This window comes from Streptomyces sp. adm13(2018), from assembly GCF_008042145.1.
Taxonomy (GTDB): Bacteria; Actinomycetota; Actinomycetes; order Streptomycetales; family Streptomycetaceae; genus Streptomyces.
The window spans coordinates 2,621-19,194 of sequence record NZ_RDBH01000098.1; the positions used below are offsets into that span (position 1 = coordinate 2,621).

Genomic DNA, 16,574 nt, shown 5'->3' on the forward strand with positions numbered 1-16,574 from the left:
CTGCCCGAGGGCCCGCGGGGGCCGGACTCCGGCACGGCGCCGCCCTTTGCCACTACCCAGGATCGTTCGGCCGAGGCGTGCGTGACGTATCGAATGCGCAGGTCAGGCCGTTGATCGGTCCGCTCGGGCGGCTGGGTGGGCGAATTCTTGGAATCAGGGGGTGTGAAGTGTGTGGGGCCGGGCAGGCGTGGGCTGAGCGCGTGGGACCGCTCATTGCGTCGACGGGCTTGCCGGTTCCCCCCCTTCCTGGCAAGCCGGTGCGCACTCGGAAGGCCCGCATCCTGCATGGGTGCGGGCCTTCCGACACGACGTGCTCCAGAACCCGAGAGCCGGCGGTCTAGACGCGCCTCAGGGTGTAGAGCTCCCAGTTGTCGGGGTCGCCGACGAACACGAACATCTTCGGGCTCTCGTGGGTTCCGTAGAGGCTCCAGCTGTCGATGGCGACGGGGCATGCGTCGATGGAGACGTCCACCTGCTGGGAGTACGGGCCTTGGGCCGGGCTGGAGGACCAGGTGCCCGCGTCCGTGCACGCGCGGACCAGCGGGTCGAACGATTCGACGGCGTAGTCGAAGGTGTCGATGCGGGTCGCCACGGCCGTGCCGTCCGGGGTGAGTGTCAGGGTGCCGCCCTTGCCGTCGGAGTACGTACCCGCGACCTGCTCGGCGTTGAACCACGGAGGCTCGTACGCCACCCCGGCGTTGAGTGCGACACCGGCGAGGGCGAAGGCCGTGACGGCGGCCAGGGTCCCGTACAGCGCGACCCGTCCGACCATCGTCCGGCCGGAGAGCCGGGGCCGGTCCGGCAGCAGCAGTCTGCGGGCCACCAGGGCCGGGGCGGTGAGACCCGGCGCCACCGCCACCCCTCCCATGAGGCTCGCCAGGACGCTTGCGTCAGTGAGCAGTGCCAGGGCCGGCACCGCCGGGACCGCCGCCGCGGCCGACACGAGGGGAACCCACCACCACGCCTCGCGCCCGGAGAACCTACGGCCGAACCACGCGGCGGCGGTGAGGATCGGCATCACCACACCGACCGTCAGGAGGGCGCAGAGGAGGCCGCCCGCGGCCGCCACGAACGGCCGCCCCCGCCGGGGCGGCGCGTCCGGCTGTATCGGGGCCACAGGTCGGCCGCACCGCACCAACCACCGGCGTTCGTCCGCTTCTCCGGCATTCCCGTGGGTGTACGGAGTGGGACCCTCCGTTCCTGCTCGCGGTACGGCATGGCAGGCTCATGCCACCATCTTGCCGAGGAGGAGTCATACGCCGGCGTTTCTGGGCGGCCGTGTCGGTCGCTCTCGCCCTCGTTCTCTCGTTCGTCGCCCCCGCCGTCGCCGAGGACGCCCCGCCCGTCGTCACCGGCGCCGTCTTCAACAACCCGAAGGGGACGGCGGCCGAGCAGGACGCCGTGAAGAACCACATCATCGGAGCGATCGACAAGACCCAGGCGGGACGCACCCTGAGGGCGGCCCTGTACGTCATGCAGGACCAGGACTTCACCGACGCCCTGGTCGCCGCGGACCGGCGGGGCGTCAACGTCCGCGTGGTCCTCGACCACAAGTCCGTCGAAGCGCCCGCCCCGGCGCCCGCCCAGAACCTGATCGCCGCCCTGGGCACCGACAAGTCGCAGAACTCCTGGGTGCAGGTGTGCAGCACGGGCGGTGCCTGCATCGCGGCGGGCGGGACCAACCCGATCAACCACAACAAGTTCTTCACGTTCTCCCGCGTCGGCGACGCGGGAGTCGCGGAGGACGTGGTGATCCAGAGCTCCGCCAACCAGACGGCGTCGGCCACCACCCGTCAGTGGAACAACGCCTACACGGTCGTGGGCAACACGGCCCTCTACACGGCGTACACCGAGTACTTCAACGACCTCGCCGCCATGAAGAAGAACAGCAACTACTACCGGACGGGCGAGGCCGGCGCCGCGAAGTACTACTTCTTCCCGCAGCAGAGCGGCGACGTCGTGCTCGGGTTCCTGAACAACGTCTCCTGCACCGGGAACACGACCACCGGCACCACCTCCCACAAGACGATCGTGCGGATCTCCGCGTGGTCCCTCCACCGGGACGAGATCGCGACGAAGCTGCGCTCGCTGGCCGACCAGGACTGCTGGATCGAGATCGTCTACAAGGACTCCAACGACCTTCCGACCCTCCAGGGACACCCCCGGATCAAGCCCTACCACCTCGACGCCGGCGGTTACTTCGTCCACTCGAAGTACCTGCTCGTCGAGGGCAACTACGCGGGCCACCCGGACACGAAGTGGACCTTCACCGGCTCGCACAACCTGGACGTGTCCTCCCTGCGGGAGAACGACGAGGCCCTGATCCGTCTGGAGGGCGCCGCCGCGCACGACGCGTACAAGGCGAACTTCCTCGCCATGCGGGCCCAGGCCGTCCTGCAGTGACCGGTCGCTCGGTGTGGCCGGGGAATCCGGCCGCACCGAGCGCACACCCTCGCCCCGAGGGGCTGTCGTGCCCGTCCTCTCACGGTCCAGGCCGGGACGGGCACGACCGTCCGGTCAGGCGCGCGGGTGCCCCGGGCCGGCGTCACGCGCGTCGCCCGCGGCCGGACGCTCGCCCGGTGCGGGCTGCTTCACCTGGTAGGTGGCCTGGGGCTCGACGGCGGCACCGTCGGCCTTCATCGCCCTGCCCTCGCTCTTGAGGATGCGGGCGGCCTTGCCCGCGTTGCGGGCGAGCTCGGGGAGCCTCTTGGCGCCCAGCAGGACGATGACGACGATCAGGATGATCGCGATCTCGCTGATTCCGAACACTGCTCTCCGCTTTCTCGCCGGGCTGCTTCAGGAGGGTGGAGCGGGCTGCTCCCGAGGTGGGAAGCGGGTTGCTTCCGCGGTGTTCGGCGTGCCGCCTCCGCGGTGCGGGATCGGCGTCAGACGCTGACGCCGAAGTCGGACGCGATGCCGGCGAGGCCGGAGGCGTACCCCTGCCCGACCGCCCGGAACTTCCACTCGCTGCCGTGCCGGTAGAGCTCGCCGAAGACCATGGCGGTCTCGGTCGCGGCGTCCTCGGAGAGGTCGTAGCGGGCGAGTTCCGCTCCACCGGCCTGGTTCACGACGCGGATGAAGGCGTTGCGTACCTGGCCGAAGCTCTGGCCGCGGTTCTCCGCGTCGTGGATCGAGACGGGGAAGACGATCCTCGCCACGTGGGCGGGCACCGCCGCGAGGTTCACCTTGATGGCCTCGTCGTCGCCGTCGCCCTCCCCCGTGAGGTTGTCGCCGGTGTGCTCGACCGAACCGTCCGGGCTGGTCAGGTTGTTGTAGAAGACGAAGTCGCGGTCGGAGCCGACCTTGCCGGCCTCGTTCAGCAGCAGGGCGCTCGCGTCCAGGTCGTAGTCGCTGCCGGTCGTCGTGCGCACGTCCCAGCCCAGGCCCACGAGGACGGCGGTCAGCCCCGGCGCCTCCTTGCTCAGCGAGACGTTGCCGCCCTTGGCGAGGCTCACACCCATGTCGTTTCCTTCCGTGCCGTGCGTCGGACGCTCGCGTCGAACCGCAGTGTGATGGAACAACCGAATCTACAGTGATGTAGAAACGTATGAGAAGGGGGGGATTCGGCGCCCCCTCCCGAGCGGCGAAGGTCAGCCCTCGTCGCCCTCGTGGCCCTCGTCGTCTTCATCCTCCCCCTCGAAGAAGTCGCCCACCTCGTCGACGACTTCGGCGGCCGCCATGCCACCGACGACGCCCACCGCGAGCCCGCCCGCGCCCGCCGCGACGGCGGTGCCCATGCCGGGGCCGGAACGGTGGCCGTGGCCCTCCTCGTAGGGTCCGCCACCGTGTGCCACATGATCGTGGGACGCGGGGGTGGCGTGGTGGCCGTGGTTCTCGACAAGGCGACGGATCCAGCCGTCCACCTCCGCATTCCAGTCGACCCGCTCGACCCCGTGGTGGCCGACGGTGAAGCGGGTGAGGGCGTCGTGGCCCTCGGAGCACATCCCGCCGCGCTTGTCGGCCTCCAGGACGACGTCGAGGCCCGCCGGCCCGGCCAGGAACGTCACCTCGATCTCGTTGACCTGGTGCGCGTACTGCGGGGCCGGCGTCAGCTCGATCTCCTGGTAGAACGGCAGCTGCTGTCCCGTTCCTCCGATGTGGCCCAGTTCGAGGTCGGCCGACTCGAACCCGAACCCGAGCTGCCCCAGAGCTTCCAGGACCGCCTCCTGGGCGGGGAGCGGGCGTACGGCGACGGGGTCCAGGTCGCCCTTGTCCTTGGCGCCCGCGACGCCGAGCTCGGTCCGCACTCCGAGGGCGATGCCGAGGCCCTGGCCGTACAGCTCCGTGATCGGCGTCTCCCAGGGGAGCGTCACGCTGAACGGGACGCTGCGCCGCTCGCCCTCGGCGAGGCGGAAGTTCCCGCCGACGATGAAGCGCTCGAAGGCGACCGTGCCCTCGGACTCGCCGTCATCGAGCTCGGCCTCGACGCGGGCGACGAGTTCCAGGGCGACGTACTCGATGGTGAAGTCGCCGCCCCCGCCCGTCAGGTGCACCTGCCCGCTGAGCGTCCCGCCGGGGGCGGCCGCGCCCGGGTCGAGCACCGTGTCCACGGCGGGGCCGCCGACGCCGAGCGATCCGAGCAGTCTCTTGAACACCATGGTGGCGTCCACTCCTTTCCTCTACACAGCTGTAGAGCATAGGGGTGTCGCGGGGATGCGAAGTGACGTCCCGACAGGTCCACGGGGAAAGTCCGAAAACAGCCTTCAAGCAGCGGCGGAGCCCCCGGCTCGTGACCCCGCCCCCGTGACGTGTGAGTGATCGAACAGTGGACACATGACCCGTGTCCTTTACAGTGGGTGTAGAAACCCCGGAGGATCGCACCTCCGTCCGCACACCTCGTTCCCGCGAAGGAGCCACGGGCCCACGATGGAGCCTCCGAGTACCGGCCGCGCCGAACCCTGTCTCCCGCCGCCCGGCGAGCGAGCGGGCGTGGCGCGGTGAACGAAGTCCTCCTGCCGCTCCCGGGCTCCGGGACCGCCCCGGCCCGCGCCGCCTCGACCGCGCCCGGGTCCGCCGCCCCGAAGGCCCCTGTACGAGGTGCCTCGACGCCCGCGGTCGCCGCGAGGAACCACGGACGACCGACAGCCGTCCCGTCGCAGTCGCAGTCGCAGTCGCAGTCGCAGTCGCGTGTGCGTACGTGCCCGCGCGCAAGAGTGCCGCTTCCGGTGCCGACCGCCACCGAGCCCCCTCCGGCCATGTGACGCCCCCGGACCGCCTCGACGAGCCCACCGCCCTCTTACCGCCGCGTGACGCGGCCTTCCGCCTGCGGTGCGCCGTCCTCCTCACCCCCGATACTCCCTTCCAAGACCCTGTCCCTTCTGCAAGGAGCCGCTTCTTGTCCGCCAGACCGACGTCCACCGCCACCCCGGAGGGGTGCGCCCGATGAACGCCGCTCTCGGCCTCGTGGCCGTCCTCGTCCTGACCGCCGGAACCGGCTACTTCGTGGCGCAGGAGTTCGCGTACGTCGCCGCCGACCGGCTCGCGCTCGCCCGCGAGGCCGAGACCGGGGACAAGCGGGCGGCCCGCGCACTGACGGTCCTCGAACGGCTCTCGTTCATGCTGTCCGGCGCCCAGCTGGGCATCACCGTCACCGGTCTGGTCGTCGGCTTCCTGGCCGAACCGTCCGTCTCCGCGCTGATCAAGCCCGCGCTGGACGGCACCGGCCTGTCCGAGGGCGCCGTCTCGGCGATCTCCGTCGTCCTCGCCTTCGTCGTGGCGACGGTCCTCCAGATGGTTCTCGGGGAACTCGCGCCCAAGAACCTGGCCCTCGCCGTCCCCGAACGGCTCGCCAAGTCCCTCGCCGCCTCCACCCTCCTCTACCTGAAGGTCGTCGGCCCCGTCGTGCACGTCTTCGACAGCGCCGCCAACAGGGTGCTGCGCAGGGTCGGCATCGAGCCGGTGGAGGAACTGCACCACGGCGCCACCCTGGAAGAGCTCAGCCATCTGATCGGCGAGTCCCACCAGCAGGGCGAGCTGCCGCTCGACACCGCCGAGCTGCTCGACCACGCCCTGGAGTTCTCCGAGCGGACCATGGACGAGGTGATGGTGCCCCGTGCCGACGCCGTCTTCGTACGGAAGGACGCCACGCTCGACGAAGCCGTGGAGCTGATCGCCGTACACGGACACTCGAACTACCCCGTCCTCGGCGACCACCCCGACGACGTCGCCGGAGTCCTGGGCGTGAACGAGCTGATGCGCCTGCCCGCCGAGGCCTTCGGCACCACCACGGCCGGCGAGGCCGCCAGGCGTCCGCTGCTGCTCCCCGACACGCTGCCGCTGCCGCAGGCCGTCGCGCAGATGCGGGAGCGCGACGACGAGTTCGCCGTCGTCCTGGACGAGCACGGCGGCGTCGCCGGCATCGTCACGTACGAGGACATCGCCGAGGAACTGGTCGGCGACATCGCCGACGAGAGCGACACCGTGGTCACCCTGGCCGCCCCGGACGGCGACGGTTGGCGGGTGGACGCCGGCCGGCGCCTCGACGAGATCGAGGACGCCACCGGCATCACGCTGCCCGAGGACGACGACTACGACACCGTCGCCGGGCTGATCATCGACCGCCTCGGCCGCTTCCCCACCATCGGGGACCGCCTCACCGTCGACGACGTCCGCATCGAGGTCCTCAGCCTCGACCGGCACGTCCCCGACCGCGTCCGTCTCGAACGCGTCCCGTCTGCCGCCGAGGAGGCCCGGGCATGAGCTTCCCCATGGCCGTCTTCATCACCGTCCTGCTGCTGGTCGGCAGCGGCTTCTTCGTCGCGGCCGAGTTCGCGCTGGTCGCCGCCAAGCGGCACCGCATCGAGAAGGCCGTCGCCGACGGCCGACGCGGCGCGAAGGCCGCGCTCGCCGGCATGCGCGAGCTGTCCCTGATGCTCGCGGGCGCCCAGCTCGGCATCACCATCTGCACCCTGGGGCTCGGCTCCATCTCCAAGCCGGCGATCTCGCACGAGCTGGACCCCCTGCTGGTCGAGCTGGGGCTGCCGACGGCCCTCAGCTACGGCATCGCGTTCGCCGTCGCCATGATCGTCGTCGTCTTCCTCCACATGGTCCTCGGCGAGATGGCGCCGAAGTCCTGGGCCATCGCGCACCCCGAGCGGTCCGCGATGCTGCTCACGCCGGCGTTCCGCGCCGTCGTCAAGGTGGTGCGACCGCTGCTCTGGATCCTCAACAAGGTGAGCAACGGCCTCGTCCGGATGTGCCGGGTCCAGCCCCGTGACGAGCTGACCGCCGTCCACAACCGCGAACAGCTCACGCACCTCGTCGAGGAGTCCGAGCGGCTCGGCCTCATCAACAAGACCGACTCCCAGCTCATCACCCGCTCCCTCATCGAACCGCAGACGCCCCTGGCGGAGTTCCAGACCCCGGCCGCGGACATCGTCACCGTCCCGGCCGACGCCGACCTGGACATGCTCCTGGCCCGGGCCTCCGAGGCGAACCGCTCCCGACTGCTGGTCCGCGACGGCGACCGGCTCCTCGGCTCCGTGCACGCCCGCGACGCCCTGGTCGCCCGCACCCGAGGCCGCGTCCGCACCGCGCGCGACCTCGCCCGCCCCGTACCCGAACTGACCACGGCCACCACGGTGTCCGAGGCCGTCGAGCAGCTGCGCCGCCGCCGCTCCTCGCTCGCCGTCGTCCGCGACGACCGGGGCACGCTCACCGGCCTGGTCAGCCTCGACGACCTCCTGGTGCGCCTGATGGGACCCCAGACGGCCTGACCCCGGCGGGACGCCCGGCCGCCGCACGCGGCGACGGCCGTCCCGCCCCGCCCGGCGGCTCACCCTGCGTGCCGGTGGCTCACTTCGGAGGGTCCTCGCCCGTGAGCCCGTCGACGGACTCACGGATGAGGTCGGCGTGCCCGGCGTGGCGGGCGTACTCCTCGATGAGGTCGAGGAGGATGCGCCGGAGGTTGGGGCGCTCGCCGTCGCGGGTGGTGAAGGCACCGAGCTGATCCAGACCGCCCCTGCTGAGTGCCTCGTCGACGACGGCACGGGAGCGGGCGACCGACTCGTGCCAGAGGGCGAGCAGGCGCTCCGGGGTGTCACCGGCGGCGGAGCGGTAGTCCCAGTCGGGAGTGGCCTCCCAGTCGACCTCGTCCCAGGGAGCGCCGACGGGCGAGCCGAGCCACAGCCGTGCGAAGTGGCTGTCCTCCACGTGCGCCAGGTGCTTGAGCAGCCCGCCGAGCGTGATCGTGGACGGGCCGAGTGCGGTGTGCAGGCCGTACGAGTCCAGGCCGGAGCACTTCCAGGCGAGCGTGGCCCGCTGCCGTTCCAGCGCGCCGATGACGGCTTCCGCTTCGGTGCCGGCGAGGGGAGGTTCCGGCCATGCGTCGGCCGTGTGCTGGGTCATGATCGATGACCCTAGCGAACGGATCCGGGGGCGCGCCGAGGGCGACCTGCCACGCGGCGGATCCGTCGGAGGCGCGGCCGATGGCGGCGGTCGGCGCGGGCGGCGGAACCGGGGTGAGGGGTGCGGCCGTCGCCGCCGGTTCCCGATACCGCTACGAGTCCTTCGAGGCCGCCTCGGCCTGCCGCGCTATGTCCTCCAGCACGGCCTTCGGCTCGGCGCCCGGCGCGACGGCCTTGCCGATGTTCCGCTTGATGGTGTCGCTGACCTGGAGCCAGGAAGGGTCGTCGACCGGGTAGAGCTCGGCCGTGCGCAGGGCGCTCAGGAACTGCTCGGCGCTCGGGTCGTCGGCCGCGTTCCGCACCTCCTGGTTCGCGGTCACCGTCGACGGCAGCAGCTTGTAGCGTCCGGCGAACTCCTTGAGGTTCTTGTCCTCGTAGACGAAGTTCAGGAACGAGCCGACCAGTTCGCGGTTGCCCTCGCGCTTGAACGCCATCATCCAGTCGGCGACGCCCGCGGCCGGCGGGACCTTGCCGTCGCCGAGGGTGTCCGACACCGGCATCCGCAGCGTCCCGACCTTGATGCCCTTCGCCTTGGCCTCGTGGAGCAGCGAGGGGTAGCCGTTGACCATGCCGACGTCACCGCGCAGGAAGGCGGCGAAGGCGTCCTCCCGGTCGAGCTGCGCCGGGGGAACGGGGCCGGTCAGGGCGGGCGTGACCAGGTTGTCCTTGATCCAGCGGAACGTCTCCGTGTTCTGCTCGGAGGCGATGTTGTAGGCGCCGCCGGCGTCGGTGTACCCGCCGCCGTTGCTCAGCTCCCAGATCAACGCCTCCGCGTGCGCCTCCTCGGGGCCGAGCGGCAGCGCGTACGGGTAGAGGACGCCCTCGCCCTTGAGCGCCTCGGCGGCCTCCTTCAGGTCCGACCAGGTCTTCGGCGGCTTCGCCCCTGCCTTCTCGAAGAGGTCCTTGTTGTAGAAGAGCAGGCGGCTGCTCGCCACGAAAGGCAGACCGTAGAGATTGCGCCGGATCGAGCCCGCCTCCGCGAGGGGCTGCAGGAAGTTCGACTCCGTTCTGATCGACATCACCTCGCTGGCCGCGTAAAGGCGGTCCTGCGCGACGAAATCGGAGTACGCGCCCATGAGAGCGACGTCGGGGGCGTTGTTCTCCGAGACCATACGGGTGACCTCGCGGTCCACGTCGGCCCATGGGTAGAGCGTCACCTCGATCTTCTTGCCGGGGTGGGCCGCGCTGAAGGCCACGGACAGCTGGTCCCAGTACGCCTTGGAACTGGTCGCCGGGCTGTTGCCGTACTCGGGGACCACGAGCCGCAGCGTCGTTCCGTCGCTCTCGGGCGAACCGCAGGCCGTCACGAGGGAGCCCAGGATTCCGAACGCGGCCGCCGAGGCGGTCATACCGAAGAGTCTTCTTCGCACGGGTGTTTCCTCTGAATCTCTTTTGGACAGTGCGTCCAGAATTCTCACCCGCACACCTCGCGATTTCGCACCGCGGCGGACATGTGTGGCCTTAGCTCCAAGCCGGGCCGTTCCCCGTGGTGTCTTCCGCTAGAGGAGAGGCCCGGGTGATGCGCGTAGACCCCGCGGAGCGGTACCGGACCCGGAAGCGGCGTCGACGGACGCGGCCCGGAGCGCCCCGCCAGGTGGTCAGGAATCGAGAAGCCCGGCCGCCGGACGGTCCCTAGCGTGGTCTGCATGGCAACCACCACTGACACCGCAGCCACCACGTCCCTCGTCTCCGTCACCCTCGAGGTGACCGACCCCGAGGCCGCCCGCCGCTTCTACCGCGCCTTCGGCGTGGACGCGTACGTCGCCCTTCGGGCGTCCGAGGCGCACAGCACCGGATTCCGCGGCTTCACCATGGCGCTCACCGTCTCCGGCCCGGCCACCGTCGACGGCTTCGTCGAGGCCGCCGTCCAGGCCGGCGCCACCGTGCTCAAGCCCGCCGCCAAGTCGATGTGGGGCTACGGCGGGGTCGTCCAGGCGCCGGACGGCACCATCTGGAAGATCGCGACCTCCGCGAAGAAGGACACCGGCCCCGCCACCCGCGAGATCGACGAGGTCGTCCTGCTCATCGGCGTCGAGAACGTGAAGGCCACCAAGGAGTTCTACGTCGGCCGGGGCCTGACCGTGGCCAGGAGCTTCGGCGGCAAGTACGCCGAGTTCGCCCCCGGCCGCTCCTGCCCCGTCAAGCTGGCGCTCTACAAGCGCCGTGCCCTCGCCAAGGACCTCGACGTCCCCGTCGACGGCACCGGCTCGCACCGCATCGTCCTCAACGGCTCCACCGAGGCCTTCACCGACCTGGACGGCTTCGCCTGGGAGCCGGTCGCGTCGCCCGCGCCGGCGGGGTGACCCGCCCGGATCGCTATCATCCGGATCATCGAGTCGATCGAGGTGCGGGGGCGCTGGTGATCCGGATCCTGTTGGCCGAGGACATGCATCTGATCCGCGGAGCGCTGGTCGCTCTGCTGGGTCTTGAGCCCGACATGGAGGTCGTGGCCGAGGTGAGCAGGGGCGATGCCGTGGTCCCTGCCGCGCTCGCCCACCGGCCGTCGGTGGCGGTCCTCGACATCGAGATGCCCGGGGTGGACGGGCTCGCCGCCGCCCGGTCCCTGGGCGCCGCGCTGCCGGAGTGCCGGATCCTGATCCTCACCGTGCTCGGCCGTCCGGAAGTGCTGCGGTCGGCCCTCGCCGCCCGCGTGAACGGGTTCATGCTGAAGGACGCACCGCCGGACCGGCTCGCCGACGCGGTCCGCCGGGTGGCCGCGGGGGAGCACGTCATCGACCCCACGCTGGCCGCGGCGGCCCTCCTCGCCCGGCAGAGCCCGCTGACCGCCCGGGAGACCGACGTCCTCCGACTGGCCGCCGACGGCGCCGAACTCCCTCGGATCGCCCGCGAGTTGCATCTGTCGCAGGGCACGGTACGGAACTGTCTCGGCGCCGCCGTCACCAAACTCGACGCCCGGACCCGACTGGACGCCGTCCGGATCGCGCGGGAACAGGGCTGGCTGGCCTGAGACCGTGCTCATCCGCCCGTGGGGACCGGTGAGACCTGTGCGTGCAGGGTCAGCGTGTATCCGCGGCCGTCGGCGGTCGGGCCGGACTCCACCCGCGCGCCGAGCAGGGCCGCCCGGTCGCGCAGGTTCCTGATGCCGTTGCCCCCGAGGGCCTCGGACGGGCCGGCGGCGACGTCCTCCGGAACCGGTGCAGGGCCCGGCGACGCTGGCGGGGTGGTGGCCGGTGCGGAGATCGGTGCCGAGGCGGGGGTGGAGGTCGGGTCGGTGGCCGCTGCGGATGCCGGGGTGGCCCGGTTGGTCACCCGCAGCATCCCCCGCGCGACCTCGATCGTGCACGAGCAGCCCGCGGCTCCGTGCCGCAGGACGTTGGCGGCGGCCTCTCGGAGCACCGTGGCGAACAGGTCCTCCATCGCCGGGTCGAAGCCGCCCGCCTTTCCCTGTACCCGCACCGCGACACCGGCGGAGGACAGCACGTTCCGGACGGAGGCCAGTTCGGCGTCCAGAGTCAGCGTTACGGCCTGTCCCGGGATCGCCCGCAGGACGGCCAGGGCCCGGCGGGCCAGCCGCGCCGCGTCGGCGAGATGCCCCGCCGCCCGCCGCGCGTCGGGGTCGCGGGCCGCGAGCTCGCCCTTCAGGGCGATCGCGGACAGCCCGTGCCCCAGCAGGTCGTGGACGTCCCGTGCGATACGGCGTCGCTCCCGGGCCACCGCCAGGGAGGCCAGCGCCTCGCGGGCCTCCCGCACCTCGTGGACCAGGCCGGTGAGCAGCGCCAGGCCGTAGAAGACCAGGGCGATCACCACGACGTCCAGGAGGAGGACCGCCGTCCCGTGCACCCCCGGCCCGTCCCCGGGACTCGGCCAGGCTTCCGCGGGTGGCGTGCAGTTCGGCGTACAGGTCGGTGAGGCGGCTCAACGCGTAGATGACCAGCCCGTGCGCGAAGTGCGGCCGCACGGCGCCTCCGCCGCCGCGGTCCGCACCCCCGCGCGGCACGCGCCGCGCGCCGCGGCGGCGGTGACGGGACTGCTCGCGGTGACCTTCGCCGCCTCCCTCGCCGCGGTGGTCTCGGACGCGAACGCCATGATGGAGGCGGTGCCGCTGGGATCCCCGCTGCTGACCGCGGCCACCGTTACCGGTACGGCCCTGGTGGTGACCACCCTCGGGGTCGCCACGGGGGCGGTGGCGGCCTGGCAGCGCGGCTGGTGGAACCGCACGGTCCGCGTCCTCTTCACGCTCACCGCACTGGGCTGCCTCACGCTGGCGAGCATGCTCCTGCTGTACCACCTGGTGACGACACCGCTCACCTGGATCACCGGCTGAGGCGGTCCCGCCGAGGGCGTCGGCGCATGGGCAGGCGGACCCGCGCGCACGTGCAGCACGTGCAGGACAGCAGACGCCATCAGGTCCGGGGACGCGGGCGCCCCTGGGACGCTCGCCCGGCCGGGTGTACGCCGTCCGGACCGTCCCTGGGACGAACGGGGCCGGTGGGGGAAGGCCTGAGGGGGCATCCGAGCCCCGTCGCCGTTGAGGAGTCCGCGTATGGCCCGCACGCTCGCCCTGTTCCTGGCCGGCGCCACCGCGCTCGCCGTGACCCCCGCCGTCGCCGCTCCCGAGCCCGGCGGCGCGGCCGCGGCCAAGGCGGTCACGTACCGGGCCACCGCCCCGTACCAGCAGCACGAGACCGGAGTACGGGCCGGCTACAAGCCCGACCAGTACTGCGTCCTCGACCGGGCCAACGGCACGGGCGCGCTGGGATACCCCCACTTCAACCACGCCCACGACAACTCGACCGACCCGGCGAAGCCCACCGCCCTCTTCTACGAGGACGACGGCAAGGGCGGCGAACGACTGGTCGCCGTGCAGTGGATGGTCTACGACCGCGACCAGAACCTCAAGACGGACGACGACCGGCCGAGCATGTTCGGGGTCCCCTTCAAGGGCCCCAACCGGGGCAACTTCCCCGGGCAGCCCGTCCACTACGCCCTGCACCTCTGGCTCTGGAAGAAGAACCCCCAGGGCGAGTTCACCACGTACAACCCGGCGGTCAACTGCCTCCCGGGAACGACCCGCCCCCAGCCGCGCCCGTCGTCCTGACGACGGGCCCGACCGGGTCGTCCGCCGTCGGTCCGGGGGAGTGGGACCAGGTCCGGGGAGCGTTGCGCGCCCGGTGTACGCGCAGCACCTTGCGGCCGAGGTCGACCAGCACCCCGCCCTGCGCCATGGTGTCGTCCAGCCACCAGCCCTCCTGGCGGAGTTCGGGAAGCAGGGCGAGAAGGGCCGTCGGCCCGCCCGGCAGGTCGAGGTCGATGTCGACCGCCCAGCCGGTCCGGTACAGCTCATGCGTGCCGTCCTCGCGGACCACGACGATGTCGGCTCTGTCTCCCATGGGGCCAGGATGACCCGGTGGGACGGCCGCCGACCAGACGATTACGGCGGAGACAGGGGACGGGGACGGGCAGGGGACCGTGCCGTATGTCGTCGGCACGGTCCGTCAGCCCGCCCGGTGCACGGCCCGGGAGCGGTCTGCCCGTCAGCCCCGGGGCACCGGGACGGAGGCCTCCTTGACCTGGATGGGCGGGCTGTAGCGGGCCGCGGCCTCCGAGGTCGGGATCAGGTCTCGGTGGATCACCTTGGACACGGCCTGGATCGTGTTCACGCCCTGGTTCATCGTGCCGTTGCCGTCGGTGAGCACGGTGATGGTGTAGTCGTGACCGCCGCCCTTGAACGTGCCGACGCTGTGGACGCGCCAGCCGCGCGTCGAGCGCTGCAGCCAGCCGTTCTTGACGTGTACGGACACGGTGGAGGGCGCGCCCGCGGGCGTCCCCCACTTCTGCGAGCCGACCACGCGTCCCATGAGCTTGAGGATGTAGTCACGGGAGGCGTCGCTCAGGACGCTGTTCCTGGCGGTGATCAGGGAGAGCAGCCGCTGCTCGTCCGTGACGTTGATCCGGGTGAGCCCCCAGTAGCCGCCCGTCCCCGGTACCGTCCGCGTCATGCCGGCCGCCGCCAGGAAGCCCTTCACCTTGGAGACGCCGAGCTGGTTCCACAGGGAGGTCGTGGCCGCGTTGTCGGACGTGGTGATCATCGCCGTCGCGAGGTCGGACTCGCGCGTGGTCAGGCGCCGATTCGTCTTCTTGGCGTCCCAGAGGAGCGTGGCGAGGACGGTCACCTTCACGACGCTCGCCGAGTCGTACGTGGTCGTCGCGCGCAGCGTGCACGTGGTGTTCGTGGTGCGGTCGTGCAGGCCCACGGCGATCGTGCCGCCGCGGGAGGCGAGCGCCGCGGTGATGTCCCGCTGCAGTTTGGCCGCGAGACCCGCCTTGCCCGACGTACAGCTGACCTGCGGCGCGGTGGCGGCCGCGGCGGGCGCCGCGCCCGCGACCACGGGCACGAGCACTCCGGCGGCGGCCACCACCGGAAGCACCCGGGCCCGCAGGGATATGTGGTGATTCATGGTTCCCCCTGGAAACGAGACGAGCGCGCGGACGGCGCGCTCACCGTCTATGACGCGTGAGCGCCCGGATGGTTGTACGAGCCCGTCTCCCGGCCCGCGAACTCCCTCGGCCGCTCGCCGGGCAGCCCGAACCACGCCTCCAGCGCTTCCGTCAGCCCCGCCCTCCACGTACCCTCCCGCGCTCCCGAGTCGGCCGCCCAGGCGGTGAAGCCGTCCGGGCGGACGAGGACCGCGGCCAGCCCGGGGCGGGACGGGCAGCCGACCGTCAGGGTGTCGACGCGGTCGGCGTACCCGGTCGCGAGGGCCCGGACCTCCGTGTCGTCCGCGAGGTCGAGCAGCAGCGCCCGGCCGCCGTGGAGGTGGTCCGCGAGGCGGCTGCCGTCGGCGAGTTCCAGGTCCGGCGTGCTGCGGCCGGTCAGCGGGTGCCCACCCGGCAGCTCGTACCGGACGCCGGCGCTGTTCAGCTGGGCGGTGAGGTACGTCGTACCCGCCACCGTGTCCGCCAGGTCCGCGACGATCGCGCGCAGGGCCCGGGACTGGGGGTCCGGCCGCATGGCCGCGACCTGGGACCGCGTCCATTCCAGGATCCGCGCGCCGACCGGGTGCCGCTCGGAGGTGTACGTGTCCAGCAAACCCTCCGGCGCCCGGCCGGCGACCACCGCGGCGAGCTTCCAGCCGAGGTTCATCGAGTCCCCGAGTCCCAGGCTCAGCCCCTGGCTCCCGAACGCGGAGTGCACGTGCGCCGCGTCGCCCGCCAGAAGCACCCGGCCCCTGCGGTACTCGGTGGCCTGCCGGGCGTGGTCGGTGAACCGGGTCGCCGTCCGCACCTCGGTGACCGTGACGTCGACCCCGGAGACACGGCGCAGCCGTGCCTGGAGGTCCTCGGCGGTGACCGGGGCGTTCCGGTCGGACGGCGGGCCGTCGAACTCCACGGTGACGACACGGCCCGGCATCGGCCCGTGGGCGTACACCCCGGTGTCCGTCGCGGCCCAGCCGACGGTCAGCTCCTCGGTGCCGGTCATCTCCACGATCGCCTGGTGGCAGGTGGTCTCGGGGTCCGTTCCGGGAAACGCGAACCCCGCGAGCTTGCGGACCCTGCTCCGGCCCCCGTCGCAGCCCACGAGCCAGCCGGCGCGGACCGGCCCGCTACTCGTTCGTACGGTGACGCCTTCGCCGTCCGCGTCGAAGCCGGTCAGCTCCACTCCCCGGCGCACGTCGACGCCGAGTTCGTCCGCGCGTGAGCCGAGGAGCCGCTCGATGTCCTGCTGCGCCACGAGGGAGACGTCGGCGGCGGGTCCGGCGTCAGCCGGCCCCGGCTCCGTACGGTCGACCAGGTCGGCGCGCAGCATGATCCCGGCGAAGTGCCCGACGAACCCGAGTCCTCGGCCGGCCGCCGCTCCGTCTCCGTCGTCTCCGTCGCCGCCGTTCCGCTCACGCATGAACGCGTGGAAGCGGTCCAGCGACTGCTGCTGTATCGCGGCCAGCGGCGGGAGCATGCCCCGCCGGTAGAGCACCTCGGCGCCGGGTGTGGTGATCGCCCCGCCCTTGATCGTCGGATCCACCTCGGTACGGCGTTCCAGCACGGCCACCCGCGCCCCTCCGAGCCGGAGCTCACAGGCCACCATCAGCCCCACCGGCCCACCGCCGGCCACCACTACGTCATAGTCCATGGAGCCCACTATGACGGAGGGTCAGAACGCCCTCCGCAGCGCCCTGAACAGCCACAATGGCTACGACCATGTCAAGGGGG

General features: G+C 71.9%; 17 protein-coding genes. 7 read left to right on the forward strand and 10 right to left on the reverse strand.

The window, feature by feature from the left end; genetic code table 11:
* Positions 1–337: 337 nt before the first annotated feature.
* The gene (locus tag EAO70_RS08965) at positions 338–1,117 is read right to left on the reverse strand and encodes a hypothetical protein (protein WP_148002476.1); all 780 of its coding nucleotides are present in this window, start codon (positions 1,115–1,117) and stop codon (positions 338–340) included.
* Positions 1,118–1,278: 161 nt separating this feature from the next.
* On the opposite strand from EAO70_RS08965, the gene EAO70_RS08970 reads away from it, so the two are divergent.
* The gene (locus EAO70_RS08970; protein WP_187283804.1) at positions 1,279–2,403 is read left to right on the forward strand and encodes a phospholipase D-like domain-containing protein; all 1,125 of its coding nucleotides are present in this window, start codon (positions 1,279–1,281) and stop codon (positions 2,401–2,403) included.
* A gap of 114 nt (positions 2,404–2,517) precedes the next feature.
* Here EAO70_RS08970 and EAO70_RS08975 read toward each other — a convergent pair whose 3' ends face one another.
* The 3 genes from EAO70_RS08975 to EAO70_RS08985 form a co-directional block, all read right to left on the reverse strand.
* Positions 2,518–2,769, reverse strand: a complete 252-nt coding sequence (locus EAO70_RS08975) for a twin-arginine translocase TatA/TatE family subunit (RefSeq protein WP_148002478.1) — start codon at positions 2,767–2,769, stop codon at positions 2,518–2,520.
* Positions 2,770–2,885: 116 nt separating this feature from the next.
* The gene (locus EAO70_RS08980; RefSeq protein WP_148002479.1) at positions 2,886–3,461 is read right to left on the reverse strand and encodes a TerD family protein; all 576 of its coding nucleotides are present in this window, start codon (positions 3,459–3,461) and stop codon (positions 2,886–2,888) included.
* A 129-nt stretch (positions 3,462–3,590) separates the two neighbouring features.
* Positions 3,591–4,598: a sporulation protein gene (locus EAO70_RS08985; RefSeq protein ID WP_148002480.1), complete on the reverse strand. Its 1,008-nt coding sequence runs from the start codon at positions 4,596–4,598 to the stop codon at positions 3,591–3,593.
* 784 nt (positions 4,599–5,382) lie between these two features.
* Here EAO70_RS08985 and EAO70_RS08995 point away from each other — a divergent pair.
* On the forward strand, positions 5,383–6,699 hold the full coding sequence (locus EAO70_RS08995) for a hemolysin family protein (protein WP_148002482.1): 1,317 nt from the start codon (positions 5,383–5,385) through the stop codon (positions 6,697–6,699).
* Positions 6,696–7,715 (forward strand): hemolysin family protein, encoded by a 1,020-nt coding sequence (locus EAO70_RS09000; protein ID WP_148002483.1) that lies wholly within the window; start codon positions 6,696–6,698, stop codon positions 7,713–7,715. Before EAO70_RS08995 ends, EAO70_RS09000 begins: the two co-directional genes overlap by 4 nt.
* Before the next feature lie 79 nt (positions 7,716–7,794).
* On the opposite strand, the gene EAO70_RS09005 is transcribed toward EAO70_RS09000, so the two are convergent.
* Entirely contained in the window at positions 7,795–8,346 is a 552-nt protein-coding gene (locus tag EAO70_RS09005) for a DinB family protein (protein ID WP_148002484.1), read from the reverse strand.
* A gap of 151 nt (positions 8,347–8,497) precedes the next feature.
* Positions 8,498–9,775, reverse strand: a complete 1,278-nt coding sequence (locus tag EAO70_RS09010; RefSeq protein WP_261992768.1) for an extracellular solute-binding protein — start codon at positions 9,773–9,775, stop codon at positions 8,498–8,500.
* Positions 9,776–10,051: 276 nt separating this feature from the next.
* Here EAO70_RS09010 and EAO70_RS09015 point away from each other — a divergent pair, with 276 nt between their 5' ends.
* Both EAO70_RS09015 and EAO70_RS09020 read left to right on the forward strand, forming a co-directional pair.
* A complete protein-coding gene (locus EAO70_RS09015) occupies positions 10,052–10,708 on the forward strand; it encodes a glyoxalase (protein ID WP_187283805.1) in 657 nt (218 codons plus the stop codon).
* Positions 10,709–10,764: 56 nt separating this feature from the next.
* On the forward strand, positions 10,765–11,373 hold the full coding sequence (locus EAO70_RS09020) for a DNA-binding response regulator (protein WP_148002487.1): 609 nt from the start codon (positions 10,765–10,767) through the stop codon (positions 11,371–11,373).
* Between the two features lie 8 nt (positions 11,374–11,381).
* Here the strand turns inward: EAO70_RS09020 and EAO70_RS09025 are convergent, their stop codons facing one another.
* Complete coding sequence (locus EAO70_RS09025; protein ID WP_148002488.1) at positions 11,382–12,206, reverse strand: sensor histidine kinase; 825 nt, start codon at positions 12,204–12,206, stop codon at positions 11,382–11,384.
* Positions 12,207–12,303: 97 nt separating this feature from the next.
* Between EAO70_RS09025 and EAO70_RS09030 the strand changes: the two genes are divergently transcribed.
* A complete protein-coding gene (locus EAO70_RS09030; protein ID WP_148002489.1) occupies positions 12,304–12,690 on the forward strand; it encodes a hypothetical protein in 387 nt (128 codons plus the stop codon).
* A 219-nt stretch (positions 12,691–12,909) separates the two neighbouring features.
* On the forward strand, positions 12,910–13,464 hold the full coding sequence (locus EAO70_RS09035; protein WP_148002490.1) for a hypothetical protein: 555 nt from the start codon (positions 12,910–12,912) through the stop codon (positions 13,462–13,464).
* Here the strand turns inward: EAO70_RS09035 and EAO70_RS09040 are convergent.
* The 3 genes from EAO70_RS09040 to EAO70_RS09050 form a co-directional block, all read right to left on the reverse strand.
* Complete coding sequence (locus tag EAO70_RS09040) at positions 13,415–13,756, reverse strand: hypothetical protein (protein WP_148002491.1); 342 nt, start codon at positions 13,754–13,756, stop codon at positions 13,415–13,417. The two genes, EAO70_RS09035 and EAO70_RS09040, sit on opposite strands and share 50 nt — an antisense overlap.
* A 144-nt stretch (positions 13,757–13,900) precedes the next feature.
* Entirely contained in the window at positions 13,901–14,824 is a 924-nt protein-coding gene (locus EAO70_RS09045) for a serine hydrolase (protein ID WP_148002492.1), read from the reverse strand.
* Between the two features lie 47 nt (positions 14,825–14,871).
* The gene (locus EAO70_RS09050; RefSeq protein WP_187283806.1) at positions 14,872–16,494 is read right to left on the reverse strand and encodes an FAD-dependent monooxygenase; all 1,623 of its coding nucleotides are present in this window, start codon (positions 16,492–16,494) and stop codon (positions 14,872–14,874) included.
* Between the last annotated feature and the right edge of the window lie 80 nt (positions 16,495–16,574).

Excerpts from the sequence above, each read along its gene's own strand:
- EAO70_RS08980 (WP_148002479.1), bottom strand. The coding sequence starts at position 3,461 with ATGGGTGTGAGCCTCGCCAAGGGCGGCAACGTCTCGCTGAGCAAGGAG.
- EAO70_RS08985 (WP_148002480.1), bottom strand. The coding sequence starts at position 4,598 with ATGGTGTTCAAGAGACTGCTCGGATCGCTCGGCGTCGGCGGCCCCGCC.
- EAO70_RS08995 (WP_148002482.1), top strand. The coding sequence starts at position 5,383 with ATGAACGCCGCTCTCGGCCTCGTGGCCGTCCTCGTCCTGACCGCCGGA.
- EAO70_RS09000 (WP_148002483.1), top strand. The coding sequence starts at position 6,696 with ATGAGCTTCCCCATGGCCGTCTTCATCACCGTCCTGCTGCTGGTCGGC.
- EAO70_RS09005 (WP_148002484.1), bottom strand. The coding sequence starts at position 8,346 with ATGACCCAGCACACGGCCGACGCATGGCCGGAACCTCCCCTCGCCGGC.
- EAO70_RS09015 (WP_187283805.1), top strand. The coding sequence starts at position 10,052 with ATGGCAACCACCACTGACACCGCAGCCACCACGTCCCTCGTCTCCGTC.
- EAO70_RS09035 (WP_148002490.1), top strand. The coding sequence starts at position 12,910 with ATGGCCCGCACGCTCGCCCTGTTCCTGGCCGGCGCCACCGCGCTCGCC.
- EAO70_RS09040 (WP_148002491.1), bottom strand. The coding sequence starts at position 13,756 with ATGGGAGACAGAGCCGACATCGTCGTGGTCCGCGAGGACGGCACGCAT.
- EAO70_RS09045 (WP_148002492.1), bottom strand. The coding sequence starts at position 14,824 with ATGAATCACCACATATCCCTGCGGGCCCGGGTGCTTCCGGTGGTGGCC.
- EAO70_RS09050 (WP_187283806.1), bottom strand. The coding sequence starts at position 16,494 with ATGGACTATGACGTAGTGGTGGCCGGCGGTGGGCCGGTGGGGCTGATG.